The following is a 14,895-nucleotide window of genomic DNA, read 5'->3' on the forward strand; positions in this document are numbered from 1 at the left end:
ATGGCGCAGTGGCTTGAGCTTGTCTTTAAACTACCTTTATATCAATCGTTTTTTTACCGGAATACTGCCGCCGTACCGAAACGTTCGGCTAAAGCAGCGGAAAAAAGTGCGGATAGTTCCATCCCGATGGACTGTGCTGCCGCACCGGATGGGGAACAATCCTTAGCCGGCAGACGGGCGGCGGTTCGATTCGGCTCGCGCAAGCTCGTCGGTTTTATCGTTGCGGAACATGAAACGCTGCCGAAAAGCTGTCCTTTTGCGGAAGCCGACATAAAGCCGATCGACCGCATCATCGATGCGGAACCGCTTTTCACCGATGAACAGGCAGCGCTCGCCCGCTGGATGTCCCGCTTTTATATCTGCGCCGAGGGGATTGCGCTTTCCGCAATGCTGCCCTCCGGCAAACGCGAAGCGGGGGAGCTGAATACCGATGGGATTGAATTCGCCGGAACCGATTTTTCCGCTTCGGCGCTCACTCTTTCGGAAGAACAACGTTCCGCCGTAGAAGCGATTTCCGGCTGCGCTGCCGGCGAGTTCTTTTATGTGTACGGCATTACCGGTTCGGGTAAAACCGAGGTGTTTTTGCAGGCCGCTTCGCGTACGCTTGCCGCCGGAAAATCGGTCATCTATCTTGTGCCCGAAATCACGCTGAGCCATCAGGTCGCGGAAACCGTTAAAAAGCGTTTCGGCGGCCGCTGCGCAGTGCTCCATTCGGGACTGACCGGCAGCAAGCGGCTTGCGGAATGGCGGCGTATTGCGCGGGGCGAGGCGCGGATTGTCGTCGGAGTACGCAGCGCCATATTCGCCCCCGTCCGCGATCTTGGACTCATCATCATCGACGAGGAACACGACGGTTCGTATAAGTCGGGCTTTGCGCCCCGCTACCACGCGCGGCAGGTTGCGATGTACCTCTGCAAAAAACACGGCTGTCCGCTGGTGATGGGGTCGGCAACGCCGTCGGTAGAGGCATGGCATTTGATGAAAACCGGCGCAATCCGCACCCTGCGGTTGAGCGAGCGGCTTTCCGGCGGCGCGCTGCCTCATATCCGTATCGAATCACTTCTGCATACGAGCGGGGCGTTAAGCAGCGCGCTTATCGATGAAATGCGCCGCACCAAAACCCAAGGAAAACAGACCATTCTCTTTTTGAACCGCCGCGGGTTCTCTCATTTCTTTAAGTGTAAGAACTGCGGACACGAGCTCTTGTGTAAAAACTGTTCGGTGCCGCTCACCTTTCATAAAAGCGAGGGGCTGATGAAGTGCCACTACTGCGGATGGACGGCAAAGCCGCCGAGCGCCTGCCCCGAATGCGGCTCCATCGAGGCGGGCTATACGAGCATCGGTACGGAATATATCGAAGAACAGGTGCGGAAAACCTTTCCCGATTGCACCGTTCAGCGTATCGACACCGATGTGCTGCAAAAAAACAAGCAGGCGGTTCAAATTCTCCATGATTTTCGGAGCGGCGCTATCGATATTCTCCTCGGCACGCAGATGATTGCCAAAGGGTTAAACTTTCCCGGCGTGCGGCTTGTCGGGATTGCGCTTGCCGACACCGGCTTGCAGATGCCGGATTTTAGAGCTGCCGAGCGTACTTTTTCGCTCATCATGCAGGTTGCAGGCAGGGCAGGGCGATATGTGCCCGACGGGGAGGTGATTATTCAAACCTATAACCCCTATCATCCTGCAATCGTCTGCGCGCAGCATAACGATGTGGAAGGTTTTTATACGCAGGAGCTGCAGCAGCGTCAGGCGTTGGAATTTCCTCCCTTTGCCCGCCTTATCCGGCTGGTGTTCCGCAGTAAAGATCAACACAAAGCGGAAGAAGCCGCGTACGGCGCACGGGAGCTGTTACCGCAGCTGTTTCCGCCGGAAGGTGCAAAAGACATAGAAATACTCGGCCCCTCCGATTGTATGCTTTCGCTGGTGGCGGGTAATCACCGGATGCAGCTGCTGCTGCGTGCCGAAACGCTCGCGCCGATGCAAAAAGCCGTCTACCGGTTTATCACCGAATACAAAGCGGCTGTGGGTGTGTATATCGAAACGGATGTCGATCCGGTCAGTTTATTATAAGGTTGGCAGCTGTAAAAACTCAAGTATAGTGTTTAGAGGTTTCTACGTACAATATGATATTGAGAGGTATGATATGCAGCAGAATATAACGATGTTTAAAACACAGCCTTTTATTTCCGAGAAGGTATGGGGATATGAGCGGTGGATTGTCTCCGTTCATCCGGCGGGTCAGTCCCTTGCAGATGATGGGACGCCGCAAATAGGCGGAAAACCGCTCGGAACCGTTATCGGCGCTTCGTATCCGCTTTTGATTAAAATTATTCAGGCAAATGAAACGCTTTCGGTACAGGTTCACCCCGATGACGAATATGCGCGTCTCCATGAACACAGCGCCGGTAAAACCGAATGCTGGTATGTGCTCGAGGCGGCGCCCGATGCAAAGATTATTTACGGGTTGCAGAAAGATTATCCTCGCAGCGAGCTGGAAGAGGCAATTCGGAATAACACGATAGAACGCTGCCTCCGCTCCGTCCCCGTGTCGAAGGGGGACTTTATCTTTATTCCTGCGGGAACCGTTCACGCGATACAGGGGGGCTTGCGCCTTTTAGAGGTACAGCAGTCAAGCGATATAACCTACCGGCTTTATGACTGGGGGCGTCCCCGCGAAGTGCATATACAAAAGGGGCTTGATGTGCTGCGGTATCTGCCCGCTTCCGCGCTGACGCCGGAGCATCCGTTTAGCGGACGGATGAACTGTCCGTATTTCCGGCTTGAAAAAAAAGATTTTACCGCTGCGGGAACGCTTTCGTTTTCGTCATTTGACACGCCGGCCGCAAAAACGGGCTGGTGCAGCCTTTTTATCATTGCCGGAAACGGAACGCTTGAAACCGGCGGAAACGGTACGCTTGAAGCTGCGGACAACGGCGTACTTGAAACTGCCGGAAACCGCACTTTGCAGGTAAAAGCCGAAGACTGTATCATGGTGAGGCGGGATGCTGCCGTTTCGGTTATTCCAAATCAAGGCTCGCCGCTTTCGATTATGCTGATGGGGTAGGGCGGCAAAACGATGCAATTGCTGTCAATTGCTTGACAGAATGAACGGTAGAAGTGATAATTACCGTTATAAAGAAAAATCAAGAAAGCCCGCCGGTTATTTTTGCAAAAGCCGGCAGTGTCATGTAAAGGACAGTCTATATGAAAACGTTTTTGGTACGAATCATTCTTTTGGTGTTAAAAGTAATCGGCGTGATTGCAGCAACTGCCGCTATAGCATTCGGGATTTTGCTGCTGTTTATTACGATAACCGAGTATCGCCCTAAAGCTCAAGAACCCGCCGAAGTCATAGGGGATGTTGCAAATACGCAAGAATCCGTTGAATTTGCAAAACCTATTGATATTATCAGTTGGAATATCGGGTATTGCGGGCTCGGTGCAGGGCAGGATTTCTTTATGGACGGAGGAACCATGGTGCGCCCTGCGGATAAGAAAGAGGTTGAAGAAAATCTTGCCGGCGTTATTCAGACCCTGAAGCGCTACCCTGCCGATTTTTACTTTATTCAAGAAATGGATAAGGCCTCAAAGCGTTCCTATTATATCGATCAAACTGCGGCGCTTTCCGAAGCGCTCGGTATCCCGCTTAGTTATACCTATAATTTTAAGGCCGCGTATGTGCCTTATCCCATTCCGCCGATTGGAAAGGTCGCAAGCGGAGTCGGTCTTTTTACGCGCTATCCTTTTACGGAAACCTATCGTTTTGCGCTGCCGGTACCGTTTAAATGGCCGGTCAGCACGGTTAATTTAAAGCGGTGTATGCTGATAAACCGTTTCCCGCTCGAATCCGGGAGACAGCTGGTAACCGCCGTGCTGCATTTGGAAGCTTATGATGAAGGAGAGGGCAAAATTGCCCAGACTAAGGCGGTGGCCGATTTTATCCGTGCCGAATATGAAGCGGGCAATTACGTCATTGCGGGCGGAGATTTTAATCAAATCTTTCCGGGGACTCAGTTGCGTTATCCCCTCTATGATGAATTTTGGGCACCGGGTAAAATGAGCGGAGGTATACTGCCGGATGGTTGGCAGTTCGCCTCTGATGATAGGGTTCCTTCGTGCCGTCTTAATAAAGCGCCGTATACATCTGCACTCGCTGACGAAAATATCCGTAAAAAGTGGCCGTACTACGTTATCGACGGGTTTATCGTATCCCCGAATATCTCTATTGTATCGGTAGAAACGCTCGATGAATCCTTCCGGTATGCAGACCATAATCCGGTAAAGCTGCGCGTCATATTAAATCCCTAATAGTGTTAACAGCTTCCTATAACGGTTTTTCTCTATGTTTTTCTCCATAAAGAGAATGGGATAAATTGCCGATATATGCGTAAGAGGGCATTATAAATATGATTGTCATAAAAAACTGAATGGTTTGTGATGCCCCGTATGCAATGCCGGTAAGGAAGAGGAATATGTCAGTAAAGAAAATAGTCTTGATAGCAGCAGCCGTTTTATTGGGAGTATGGTGTTTTGCTGCCGAAACGGACGGTGAAAGCAAATCTTTTGATGCGGATGTTGCAATCCGATTTTATGACCGCCGTGTATATTATCCCGGAAACGACGGAACGGAGCCTATTTTCGTAAAGGTTTCCATTACCAATAAAGGCAGCCAGCCGCTCCGGTTCAAACTGGCCAACGATCGTATGTTCAGCCTTGATTTTTCGGTTTTGAATACCAAAAACAAGAGCCTTGCGCACACGGAACCATGGGTACGGAAACGGAATACCAATCAGCAGATTTATTTTAGGGAAATTACGATAGAGACGGGCGAAACCTATGCCTTTGTAGAAAATGTAAAAGATTATATTACGATTGAAAGTCCCGGCGCTTATATGCTTTCTGCCGATTTTTATCCCGAATTAAAGCGTTTAAGCGATACGTCGGAATATCATGTCTCTTCAAATAGGCTCGGTCTTGAAATAAAGCCTTCTCCTTCTGTAGCCGCGCTCGGAGCTCTTCCGATTGCCTCCGTATCACGGGAAGTGCTGCAGCCTCAGCCTATCTCCCCCGACAAGGTCATTACCTATATGCTGACAGCCCGCCAAAAATCGCAGTGGGATCAATTTTTCCTGTATCTTGATATTGAACGGATGATTGCCCGCGATCCGATACGGAGCCGGAGATATAAGGCAGAGGCGGAAGCGGGACGCATCAGTATGATCGATACCTATAAGCACGACCTTATGCAGTCGCGTACCGATAAAGATATTGCGATGATTCCGGTAGAATTTACCGTTGAGCGGACAACGTACAGCGCAACTGAAGCTGAGGTTACGGTTATTGAGTGGTTTGATTACACCAGCTTCCGCGAAAAAAAGCGCTTTACCTATAACCTTGCTTCCCGCGATGATATTTGGACGGTGTACGATTACAGCGTAGACAATCTCGGGACGGAGTAAATTTTAACAAATCTTTACTGCCGGTAACTTTACGGATTGTGGAGCTGTCTCAAAAGTTGATTACTTTTGCGACAGTTCCATTGTGCTGCGGCAGTCTTTAAATTTATGCACTATAAGAGCTTCGGCAATATCTGTTTCCATGATATAAGCAAATCTTCAAAACGGCACCGTGCATTTGCCGGGCTGGTAGACGGCAACTTTATAGCCGTAATCCCAATCCGTTTAGTACATACTTCATAAGCTTTGCTGCCGTTTGCAAAGACGGCTTGAATAGGAGCTGTTCGGAAAATCCCGCTTAAATCAGCCGGCACAATGGACTGCATGCTTGCATCTGCAGATCCGCTAAGCGTACAGGCAGTAACGGCATCGTACAGTGCAATATGATGGTGTAAAAGCATATACTTTTTTTCTTCTATGGAGTGCGGTTCCCGTACTTCCAGTAAGGCTGCAAGCAGCGGCCAAAACCTGTTCCGCGGATGGCCGTAATAGAATTCCTGCGCACGGGATGCAACCGACGGAAATGAGCCTAAAATCAAAATTTTCGATTCGGTGTTATATACCGGCGCAAAGGGATGGATAAGTCTTTCAGTCATTGTCATTGCTGCTTATACGCATCCCGATACGGCCGTATTTTAGCGCTCCTCAGTGTAATTAATAGACGTAAGGATTGTATTAAGTTTAATCATCGGGTCTTCGTAGCCTCTAAATGTAAACGTAACATGATAGCCTTTCTTAGATACCGCGGTAATATCCCGCCCGATACACTGATAGATCGTATTCGATGTTTCGTATGGGAAGTATTCGGGCTTTAAAATGGAAACACGGTAGTCGCTGCCGTCATACTGCACCTGCGCAAGGTTTGCGGGGAAGGGTACAAGAAAGATTAAAAAGTCATCGCTCTTGCTGCCGCCGATGCTTAGGCGGCTTCCCGGCTTCATTACATGGATGTTCCGTTTACCGATTGATGTGTTTTGATTATAAACAAACAGTTCCGTCATCCCTGACTGCGAAGGTTTTGTACTGATACGGCCGCTATAATAACCGCGATTGAGTCCGGGGCGGCGATCTATATAGTTTTCTGCGCTATTTAATAAGGCAAACCGTCCTTCTGCCGTACGCGACTGCTGCCGTGCAAGATAATCAAATTGCGCGGCCGTTTCGGTTTTAGTTGCCGCTGCCGCCGCCGCCGTTTGGGAGCCGAAGGTATTCAAGGTGTCGCGCGGATCCGCTTTATCTGCCAACTGTTCCGGATAATACTTCTTTTCGGAGGCGGTAAGCACGGGACGCTGCTCTCCGTTAAAGTCGGTTTGACGTACCGTGTTGTTTTGCCGGTTTAAATCAGACTGCTGCCCAACCATTCGAGCGGCATATTTAACCGGTTCGGAAGCGCGGCGGCGGAGTATAAAGATAAATATCAGCACAACAAGAAGAATCAATGCGGCGAGCAGTATCCATATCAGATTACCGCTTAGCAGGGATTGAATAAATGTCGGCGTAACGCTTACAAGAACGGCAGCGGCTTGGGAAAAGGTCTTATTCTGCTGTACAAGGTCAAGCCGGATATCTGTTCTGTGCTGTCCCTCGCTGCGTAAACTGTCGGGCAGCGTAATCCGTATTGTCAGTTCGCTTTTTCCTTTCGGCGGAATACTGACAGTGATATTATTAAGTTGTTGTTTTTGGGATTCGCCGTCTGCCCCTACGGAAATGCTTTTTAATTGTACTTCAACCGCTTCTTCGGCGTCATTGATAATAGTCAGCGGAAGTTCGGCGGCCGCACCGGAGGTTTCTATCCGTTCCGGAAAGACAATCTGCGGGATCGGCTGTACGGTATCGCTGAATTCAATTCCGCCTTCTTCCGGTAAGGGACTCGGTTCAATGCCGAGATTTTCCGTAAAGGCTTGCGAAACATCCGTATATTCCTTAGGCGGCTGATCTGCAGAACCCGCTCCGGTAGAAGCAAACTGTCCGCCGTCCGATTCGGTGCTTTCGGTATTCTGCGACGCCGCTTCGGAAGTAGCCGAAGCATTCGCTTCGTTTCGGTTATAGGTATTGCTGCCGGTACCGGAATTTGAATAATTGCCTCTATCGGCGGTACCGGAGCTATCCGCCGTTCCCTGCGCAGTCTGCGCCGTACTTGCGTTCTGATTGCCGGACGGAGTTGTCGTACCGGTTTGTCTTGCTGCGGCATCAGCCGGCGATGCCACGGTACCGGCCGTTTGGGTATTATTACCGGTAGTTGTGCCGGTATTCGATGCGCCGCCTTGCCGGCTACCTGCATCGCCGCCCGTACTGCCTGATGACGCACGTGAAGAATTTGCCGTGCTATCGACACCTGATCGATCCAGAGAGCCTGTTGCGTCCAGCTTTCCTTCATAGAAGGCTCCGTCCAAATCCTTAATCACCGCATCGGAAGGGAAGGGGAGTTTGACATAATATACCTTCCAGCCGTGAGCGCGGATAGAAGCGGAAATTTTAGCTAATTCCGTTTTTACCTGTTCGCCGCTATAATTTCTATACGGACTCGATGCGGGCGGATTAAAAATGCCGTCCGAAATTACAATAAGGATTTTTTCCTGCTGCGACGACAGTTCCGCCATATATTGACCGGCAAAATTGATACCGGATAAAAAATCGGCGCTTTGCCCAAGCTGATACAGGAGCATAAAACGGGAGACAACGCGGGATAAATCCGCTTCGGTATTGATCTTTTGCGACATTTCATAGCGGGGAACCGCGCTAAACGAGATAAGATGGAAAGAATCTCCTATACGCACAAATTTTGAAATAATGGATTGCAATACCCGTTGATTGATCACCTCGTAATAGGGTAATACCGTTCCGGAAGTATCCATAAGAACGATGACATCGGCAGTTTCATTCCTGACTGTTTGGGCATTTAATGCGGATATAATCAAAAAAAAGAACGTTATACCGGCAAAAATCCTTATTTTTTTCATTGTGTACTCCCCTTTACTGTTTGATCGTCTCTAAAAACCGAAGCTTTTGGAAAGACCTGCTTCCGGTTATTCGTGCGGAGGGTTTAATACCCCGACGCTTGCGTCGTAACGAAGGGTATTAAAGCCGACTGCAACCACCTTATAGAACATACAGTGCGAAACGTTGAGCACTGTACCCCGACGCTCGCGTCGGAGTTGTTGATTTTAAAAGAGCCTTTACAAAAATCTCTTTTGCAAAGGCTCTTTCTTATATTATCGGATCACTTGGTTAGCTTTTTAAAGGCTCGCCATCATCACTCGGCCGCAGCAGAAATATCAAGTATCTTATACGTTTTTTCCTCTTCGTTTACGGTAAATGAAAGCGTTTCGCCTACTTTGTGGTTTAACAGGTTTGTACCGAGCGGCGACATATACGATATTACGCCGTTTTCGGGATCGGACTCCCACGGGCCGAGGATGGTATAAGTTTCTTTTTCGTTGCTGCCGGGTTTTTCCAATGTAACAACCGTGCCGAAACCGACCCTCGTTGTCGTGATAGTGGTAGGATCGAACACCTGTGCCCGTTCAAGCTCTTCTTGTAAGCGGCTTACCGTGTTATTAAGTCTATTCTGCTCTTCTTTTGCAGCCTTATATTCCGAGTTTTCACGCAAGTCGCCCAAGGAAAGTGCAAACCCGACTTCCTTCGAGTTGCGCGGTATTTCAACCTCGATAAGCCGCTGCAGCTCTTTTTTCTTTTCCTCAAGCATCTTCGATGTTACGATTAAGCCGCGTCCGGTAACCGTTTTTTCAACTTCATCGAAGAACTTAAAGTTCTTGTATTTTTCGAGAATCCGGTTACGCAGCTGCATTTTAATCGGCGGATCCAAATCCTTAATATCGCTGACAAGCGTGTAAAGTCTTGTAACGGCATCTTCATCATGGTCGAGGATAAAGTTTTCAAGCAAGGCTTCTTTGCCGAATAGAATAGTATGAATCTGCTTGTTAATTTTTCGGTTTTCAGTTGTGTTCCGCCGGCTTGCAATTTCCCGATAGGTTATATCAAGAATATGGATAAGGACGATAATTTGATGCTCATAATCGATATTCAAATCCTTAAACCATTGTTCTTCCTGAGCATTTTTAAAGAACCAAATAACCGCTTCACGGTATTCTTTATAATCTTTAAAGCATGTGAGTACCAGTTCTTTTACCTTTTCGGGATATTCTTCGAGCAGCGGATTTAAAACCTCAGGAGAAAGTACTACAGGGAAGAGCCGGACATATTGATCGCTCCAATCGGGAACAAGGTTTTTGATATTGCGGAGATATGCGCTTCGTAGCTCTTTATTTTCTATCCCGAGATATATGGCAGCGGGATTTTCTATTTGTGCAAATAGTTCCGCAAAATTATGATGCTGTGTAACGCTCAAGTGCGGCAGCGCTGCCGTTACTTTTGACATAACCAAATAGGCGGCAATTACTTGTTCATTTACCTGACTAAAGGCTTTCAGGAATGCGTCAAAGTAATTAATCATATCTTGAAAGCTGTCCGAGTCCGTATCTCCGCTTTCCATAACGTTGAAGATAATTTCAACCCGCTCAAAGAAGTTTTTCTGCGCTTTAAATTCGTTCGACAATTTTTCTTCAAGCGAAATCGGGCGTGTATGGACGGTATAAAAGTCTATATTTGTGGGATTAATGCCGAATTCGGGATTCTCTTTAACAATCTTCCGTGCCTTGGTACTCCATGCCGTCCACTCTTTGTCGCTTAAAAGAGACGGGATGAGTTCGTGTTTAATCCGTTTAAAATCACAATTATTATCAAAGCTGCGGATGATAGTCTTGAGTGCCCACTCCGGATTGTTTTTTACCTTTGCGGCCAATTCATCGCGCTTCATGATCGATTTTAACACCCAGATATGGTCTTTATCCAGAGTTTGAAGCGCAGTAATACCCATTTTAAGACTCATCGTATGGCCGCGTTTTTTTGCAAAATCGATCACTAATTCATCATTATTGACTTTTGCAATACGGCCGACTCCCCATGTCCGGTGGAACACAAAACAACCTTCGTCAAAAGAAATATGCTTTTCAAAATCGTCAATAGCTTCAAAGACGTTCCGCCAGCTTTGCGTCAAATTGGAGACCTTTATGTATTCTTCAAGCTGACTGTGCGACGCATATTTTTCTCTAAAGCATTCTACGATTTCTTTCCGTGCCCAGTTGTCTTTATCATCGCTGGCAAGTACCAGTTTTAAAATATCGATAGCGGTATTCCAGTCTTTTTCTTTTTTATAATAATCGTACAGATCCTGCATCAGAGCGGCGCCTCGCTCTGCTCCGAGGTGGTCGGCTATCTTCCGCTGTACATGATAGAAAAAATCAATTTCTTGCGGTACTAATTCTACCAAACGTGCCCATACTTCTTTTACGGCAGTGTAAGAATGCCGGTTGATGTACCGGTATAAGGCTTTTTTATAATATTCAACGGCTTTTTCCGGCTCGCCCATTTGCTGGTACCGTTCGGCAAGCTGTTTAGGAATATCGGCTTCTTCGTAGTCGATACGGGTAAGCCGCTCCCAAATATCATAAATGGCATCGTTGCCGGATTCTTTGTAGCAGTTTGCCAAAGTCCGCAGCGCAAACTTTGAATCTCCGAATTCAAGCACCCGCTGGCACAGATATTCGACAATCTGCATCCGATGGTTATCGATAAAAATTGTTACCAGCGTTACGAGTGAAGAGTCGTCAAGCAGCTGTTTGGAGAGTGCAATGATGCTTGAAATATACAATGCCGTAATGCTTGTTTTGTTATGAGAGAGATGTTCATCGGATAATGCCTTTAATTCGTCCAGATGATGGTTCCTTTTTGCTTCTTCAATTAATGTGTCAAGTTCTTTAAAATTGTTAATAGAATAATTTGTAATGGCAGCACGTGTCCACTTTTCCTCATTAAATATATCGCGGACATTCTTTTCTAATACATCTGACATATTCACCTCACTGTGTCATTACCGTATATAGCGGTTATAAATTTTCTCGTCGAGCAGTTTAATTCTTAAAAGAATTTCATCGATTTTTGACCTTTCGATAGTACCGTTCATGTAATGGTCTATAAGCCAAAAATAATAATTAATTAAACGGGGAACAAGAAGCTTTTTATCTTTTACGGTTTTCTCTCTAAGCTCGTTTTCGAGCATATAGATAGACTGCTTCAGCTTCCCCAGTTCCAAGGCCTTCAGTTCACGCTTTACATTGAGTACGCCGTCAAGCGTCCCGTAAACCGGCAGCCATTCCAATAACTCCTCTCCTGTATGACCGATAGCGGCTACTTTAGTAACGAGCGCGTTGATAATTTCAGATTCAAGAAAGCACATCTCTATTCCGGATGCATTTTTAAACAGTGCCTCTCGAAAAAAAACCTTCGCAAGCCGTACTTCGCCGCTTAAAGCATAAGCATCGGCAAGTTCCGCCAGAATAGCCGATGAATTCGTGTTCATATCGGCTGCATACCGCAGACATCTGATTGCCGTTTCATAATCGCCAAGTGCCTTATAACAAAGCCCTGTTTTCCGGTATATTTCCGCTGTATTATGCACCGGTTCGGTTCCGCTTAGGAGCGATTGATACAGCCTCAGTGCAATCGTAAACACAGTGCATTTAAGAGCATAAATAATCGGCTCGTTAAAGTCTCCCTTCTTTTTTATATAGTCAAGGAAGGGTTTCCATTGAGAAATAATATACTCACCACGCAAGAAATCATCGGCTAAGGCTTGTGAATAACGCACTCGGTCAAGCCAAAAACTAACCCCTTTCAGTGTGTACATCACTTGAGGGTTTTCCAAATCCTGTTCAAGAAGCCGTCCCAGACTTGTATGCGCTTGCTCAAGGTCTCCTTGCTTCAGGAAGGCAAGAGCGGGCTGCAATATGGTTTGAACAGAACGATCTATCATAGTTCCATACTATTATACTGATAACAGAGGTTTAGTCAATTGACCCTTTTTTAAGAATTTGTTATTATCTGCGCTCAATTTCGAACATTTATAAGAGTAGTTCTGATTACCGGCTAAAGTCCTTCGGATTGAGGGGGCTAGACCTAAAACATATTCCCGTAATAGGTTAAAAGCGGGATAACAAGGCTTTGAATCAGCAGCAGTACATACACACCGACGATGGCGATTGCCGCCGGTTCGATAAACTTCATCGTTATCTCCCGTTTTTTTATATCTTTCTTTCTATAATATTCTGCCAGAAATGAAAAGATAGAGGCGCCGTCCCCCTGTTTTTGTGCAATTTCAAGCCACAGAAACACAAATCGCGGAAAATACTGTGTATTCTTAAAAGCATATAATACCGATGCTCCCGCCGCCAATTCTTTTTTTACCATAACCATAGCTTTTTTCATTTTTTTGCTATTGATTGCCTGTACCGTCTCCGCTACCGCTTCCACGATCGGGATGTGGGCGGTAAGCAGCGTTGACAAGAGATAAAAGCACTGCGTTTCAGCCGAATCCTCTTTGAAGATTTTAACCAGTCCATAAGCAAACAATACCGCTGCCGCACACAAAAAAAGGTGAGCAACAATAAATCCGTGTAATGCATCCGTATAAAATTCTGCCGGCATATTCCCCGTTTGCTGCAAAAACGGCACTCCTGTCTGTAGCAAAAAAAACGCACCGGTAAGAGCTGCAAGTACGATAAAACAGGGATAAACGAGCACTGCAATCAGCTGTCCCCGCAAATCATCCTTTCGTTCAAGATCGGCTTTGATGGTTTTAAGTGCTGCACCGAGATTCCCCGTTTTTTCTATCGAGGCAAAGAGTGCGAAATGATACCCGTTAAAGCCGAATACCCTTGTTTTGTGTTGAATATCTTGAAGCGCTTTGGAAAATGCAGCTCCATTCTCTAACGCAGCTTTTAACGCAGAACAGCCTTCCTGCAGCCGCTTATCGGTTTCCGTGTTGCTTAAAAGTGTAACGGCATTAAAAAGCGTCAGTGAGCTTTCGGTCATCGTTAAAAGGGAATCCGTAAAGAGCAGCGTTCGTTTTAAGGTATTCATGCTTCAACCGGCGGGGCGCCGAGCACCCGTGCTATTTCCTGCGGCGTAATAATACCCTGCCGCATTTTAGCGCAGGCATCTTCATACATCGACGGCAGCCCTTTTTGTTTACGCTGCCGGTACAATTTTTGCGGCGAGGCACGAGTATATACCGCTTCGGCAAAGGGTTCGTCTATCGGAAAAATTTCGGCAACGGCAATACGTCCCTTGCCGCCCGTATGTGCGCATGCTTTGCATCCTGTACCGCCGCATTCGGTACACACACGTCGCATAAGCCGTTGCGAAATAACGCCGCGCAGCACTGCGCTGATAAGATACGGCGGCACACCGAGATCTTCCAGACGCATCACCGATTCGACGGCGTTATCCGTATGCAGGGTAGAAAACACAAGATGACCGGTTAATGCGGCGCGCGCGGCAAGTTCGGCGGTTTTTGCATCCCGTATTTCTCCAATCATAATAATATCGGGGTCTTGACGGAATATCCGTTTTAACAGCACGTCAAAACTCAACCCCAATTCATCGTTCGTTTGTATCTGTGTGATGCCGCCAATGCGGTATTCTACAGGATCTTCAATACTGATGATTTTCACATCGGGTTTATTTAAAATATGTAAAAAAGCAGCGAGGGTTGTCGTCTTTCCCGATCCGGTGGGGCCGGTAATCAAAACCAAACCCGATGGTAAATGTAAAAAAGGCATTACTAGCCGTATCTGTTCATTGGAAAAACCAAGCTCTTGCAAGGAAAGCGGCAGCATGGTATCCGGCAATATCCGCAGTACGACGGATTCTCCCAATGCAGCCGGTACAATGGAAATACGCACATCTAAGGTAAGATGCGCCGTACGAAGTTCAATCCTTCCATCCTGAGGACGCCGCTGTTCAAGCACATTCAAATGAGCCAACACCTTTAACCGTGCCGCAAGCGCCCTGCCGACAGAAGCTGGAACCGTCTGCATCGGCACCAGTACTCCATCCAGCCTAAACCGTATTGTTGCGCCGGTTTTTTCTGTTTCGATATGAATATCCGAAGCATTTTTGGAAATTGCTTCGAGGAAGATGCTGTTCATCAAGTTGATGATAGGCGCTTCATCTTCAATCGTATCGATAGGTGTATCGGGAACGCCGTGAACTATCGCAGTATTTTTCCCGTTTTCCGTTTCGGATGTAGTTCCTGCGTCCGCATTTTTCGTATTTTCCGCGCCGTGTTCCTGTGTTTGAGAAAACAGCCGAGCCAACCGCACTTGGAACTCATCTTGTTCGATAATACGGAATTGCAAGTTAAGATGCGTCCATGCTTTTTTCAGCTTCCACACCAATGGAGCATTTTCTTCCAACATACCGAAGACGCACCTGTGCTCATCCTGTTTCAAAATAATGATACGGTTATGCGCGCAAAAACCCGCATGTAAAACGATTCCCTGCATCGCTGTTCTCC

Annotated in this window: 10 protein-coding genes; 4 read left to right on the top strand and 6 right to left on the bottom strand. The window is 47.3% G+C overall.

Annotated features, from left to right (window positions below; all coding sequences use genetic code 11):
- The 4 genes from priA to HMPREF1222_RS00480 all read left to right on the top strand — a co-directional run bounded on the left by priA (position 1) and on the right by HMPREF1222_RS00480 (position 5,462).
- Entirely contained in the window at positions 1-2,073 is a 2,073-nt protein-coding gene (priA, locus tag HMPREF1222_RS00465) for a replication restart helicase PriA (protein ID WP_016517741.1), read from the top strand.
- A 73-nt stretch (positions 2,074-2,146) separates the two neighbouring features.
- The gene (locus tag HMPREF1222_RS00470) at positions 2,147-3,067 is read left to right on the top strand and encodes a type I phosphomannose isomerase catalytic subunit (protein WP_016517742.1); all 921 of its coding nucleotides are present in this window, start codon (positions 2,147-2,149) and stop codon (positions 3,065-3,067) included.
- A gap of 140 nt (positions 3,068-3,207) precedes the next feature.
- Positions 3,208-4,311, top strand: coding sequence for an endonuclease/exonuclease/phosphatase family protein (locus tag HMPREF1222_RS00475; RefSeq protein WP_016517743.1), 1,104 nt, complete (start codon positions 3,208-3,210; stop codon positions 4,309-4,311).
- Positions 4,312-4,475: 164 nt separating this feature from the next.
- Entirely contained in the window at positions 4,476-5,462 is a 987-nt protein-coding gene (locus HMPREF1222_RS00480; RefSeq protein WP_006188725.1) for a hypothetical protein, read from the top strand.
- A 110-nt stretch (positions 5,463-5,572) separates the two neighbouring features.
- Here HMPREF1222_RS00480 and HMPREF1222_RS00485 read toward each other — a convergent pair whose 3' ends face one another.
- The 6 genes from HMPREF1222_RS00485 to HMPREF1222_RS00510 form a co-directional block, all read right to left on the bottom strand.
- The gene (locus HMPREF1222_RS00485) at positions 5,573-6,055 is read right to left on the bottom strand and encodes a DNA-deoxyinosine glycosylase (RefSeq protein ID WP_006188724.1); all 483 of its coding nucleotides are present in this window, start codon (positions 6,053-6,055) and stop codon (positions 5,573-5,575) included.
- Positions 6,056-6,094: 39 nt separating this feature from the next.
- Positions 6,095-8,419 carry a VWA domain-containing protein gene (locus tag HMPREF1222_RS00490; RefSeq protein ID WP_016517745.1) on the bottom strand — a complete coding sequence of 775 codons (2,325 nt, stop codon included), beginning with the start codon at positions 8,417-8,419 and terminating at the stop codon, positions 6,095-6,097.
- Positions 8,420-8,712: 293 nt separating this feature from the next.
- Positions 8,713-11,391: a transcription elongation factor GreA gene (greA, locus tag HMPREF1222_RS00495; protein ID WP_016517746.1), complete on the bottom strand. Its 2,679-nt coding sequence runs from the start codon at positions 11,389-11,391 to the stop codon at positions 8,713-8,715.
- Positions 11,392-11,409: 18 nt separating this feature from the next.
- Positions 11,410-12,351 carry a tetratricopeptide repeat protein gene (locus HMPREF1222_RS00500; RefSeq protein WP_006188721.1) on the bottom strand — a complete coding sequence of 314 codons (942 nt, stop codon included), beginning with the start codon at positions 12,349-12,351 and terminating at the stop codon, positions 11,410-11,412.
- Positions 12,352-12,494: 143 nt separating this feature from the next.
- Positions 12,495-13,457 (bottom strand): type II secretion system F family protein, encoded by a 963-nt coding sequence (locus HMPREF1222_RS00505; RefSeq protein WP_016517747.1) that lies wholly within the window; start codon positions 13,455-13,457, stop codon positions 12,495-12,497.
- Positions 13,454-14,884, bottom strand: coding sequence for a GspE/PulE family protein (locus HMPREF1222_RS00510; RefSeq protein ID WP_016517748.1), 1,431 nt, complete (start codon positions 14,882-14,884; stop codon positions 13,454-13,456). The genes HMPREF1222_RS00505 and HMPREF1222_RS00510 overlap by 4 nt, the downstream gene beginning before the upstream one ends.
- Positions 14,885-14,895 lie beyond the last annotated feature (11 nt).

The sequence above is a fragment of the Treponema vincentii F0403 genome (genome assembly GCF_000412995.1).
Classification (GTDB): Bacteria; Spirochaetota; Spirochaetia; order Treponematales; family Treponemataceae; genus Treponema; species Treponema vincentii.

What these genes read in the sequence shown, in the direction of transcription:
- priA (WP_016517741.1), top strand. Translation starts at nt 1, where the DNA reads ATGGCGCAGTGGCTTGAGCTTGTCTTTAAACTACCTTTATATCAATCG.
- HMPREF1222_RS00470 (WP_016517742.1), top strand. Translation starts at nt 2,147, where the DNA reads ATGCAGCAGAATATAACGATGTTTAAAACACAGCCTTTTATTTCCGAG.
- HMPREF1222_RS00475 (WP_016517743.1), top strand. Translation starts at nt 3,208, where the DNA reads ATGAAAACGTTTTTGGTACGAATCATTCTTTTGGTGTTAAAAGTAATC.
- HMPREF1222_RS00480 (WP_006188725.1), top strand. Translation starts at nt 4,476, where the DNA reads ATGTCAGTAAAGAAAATAGTCTTGATAGCAGCAGCCGTTTTATTGGGA.
- HMPREF1222_RS00485 (WP_006188724.1), bottom strand. Translation starts at nt 6,055, where the DNA reads ATGACTGAAAGACTTATCCATCCCTTTGCGCCGGTATATAACACCGAA.
- HMPREF1222_RS00490 (WP_016517745.1), bottom strand. Translation starts at nt 8,419, where the DNA reads ATGAAAAAAATAAGGATTTTTGCCGGTATAACGTTCTTTTTTTTGATT.
- greA (WP_016517746.1), bottom strand. Translation starts at nt 11,391, where the DNA reads ATGTCAGATGTATTAGAAAAGAATGTCCGCGATATATTTAATGAGGAA.
- HMPREF1222_RS00500 (WP_006188721.1), bottom strand. Translation starts at nt 12,351, where the DNA reads ATGATAGATCGTTCTGTTCAAACCATATTGCAGCCCGCTCTTGCCTTC.
- HMPREF1222_RS00505 (WP_016517747.1), bottom strand. Translation starts at nt 13,457, where the DNA reads ATGAATACCTTAAAACGAACGCTGCTCTTTACGGATTCCCTTTTAACG.
- HMPREF1222_RS00510 (WP_016517748.1), bottom strand. Translation starts at nt 14,884, where the DNA reads ATGCAGGGAATCGTTTTACATGCGGGTTTTTGCGCGCATAACCGTATC.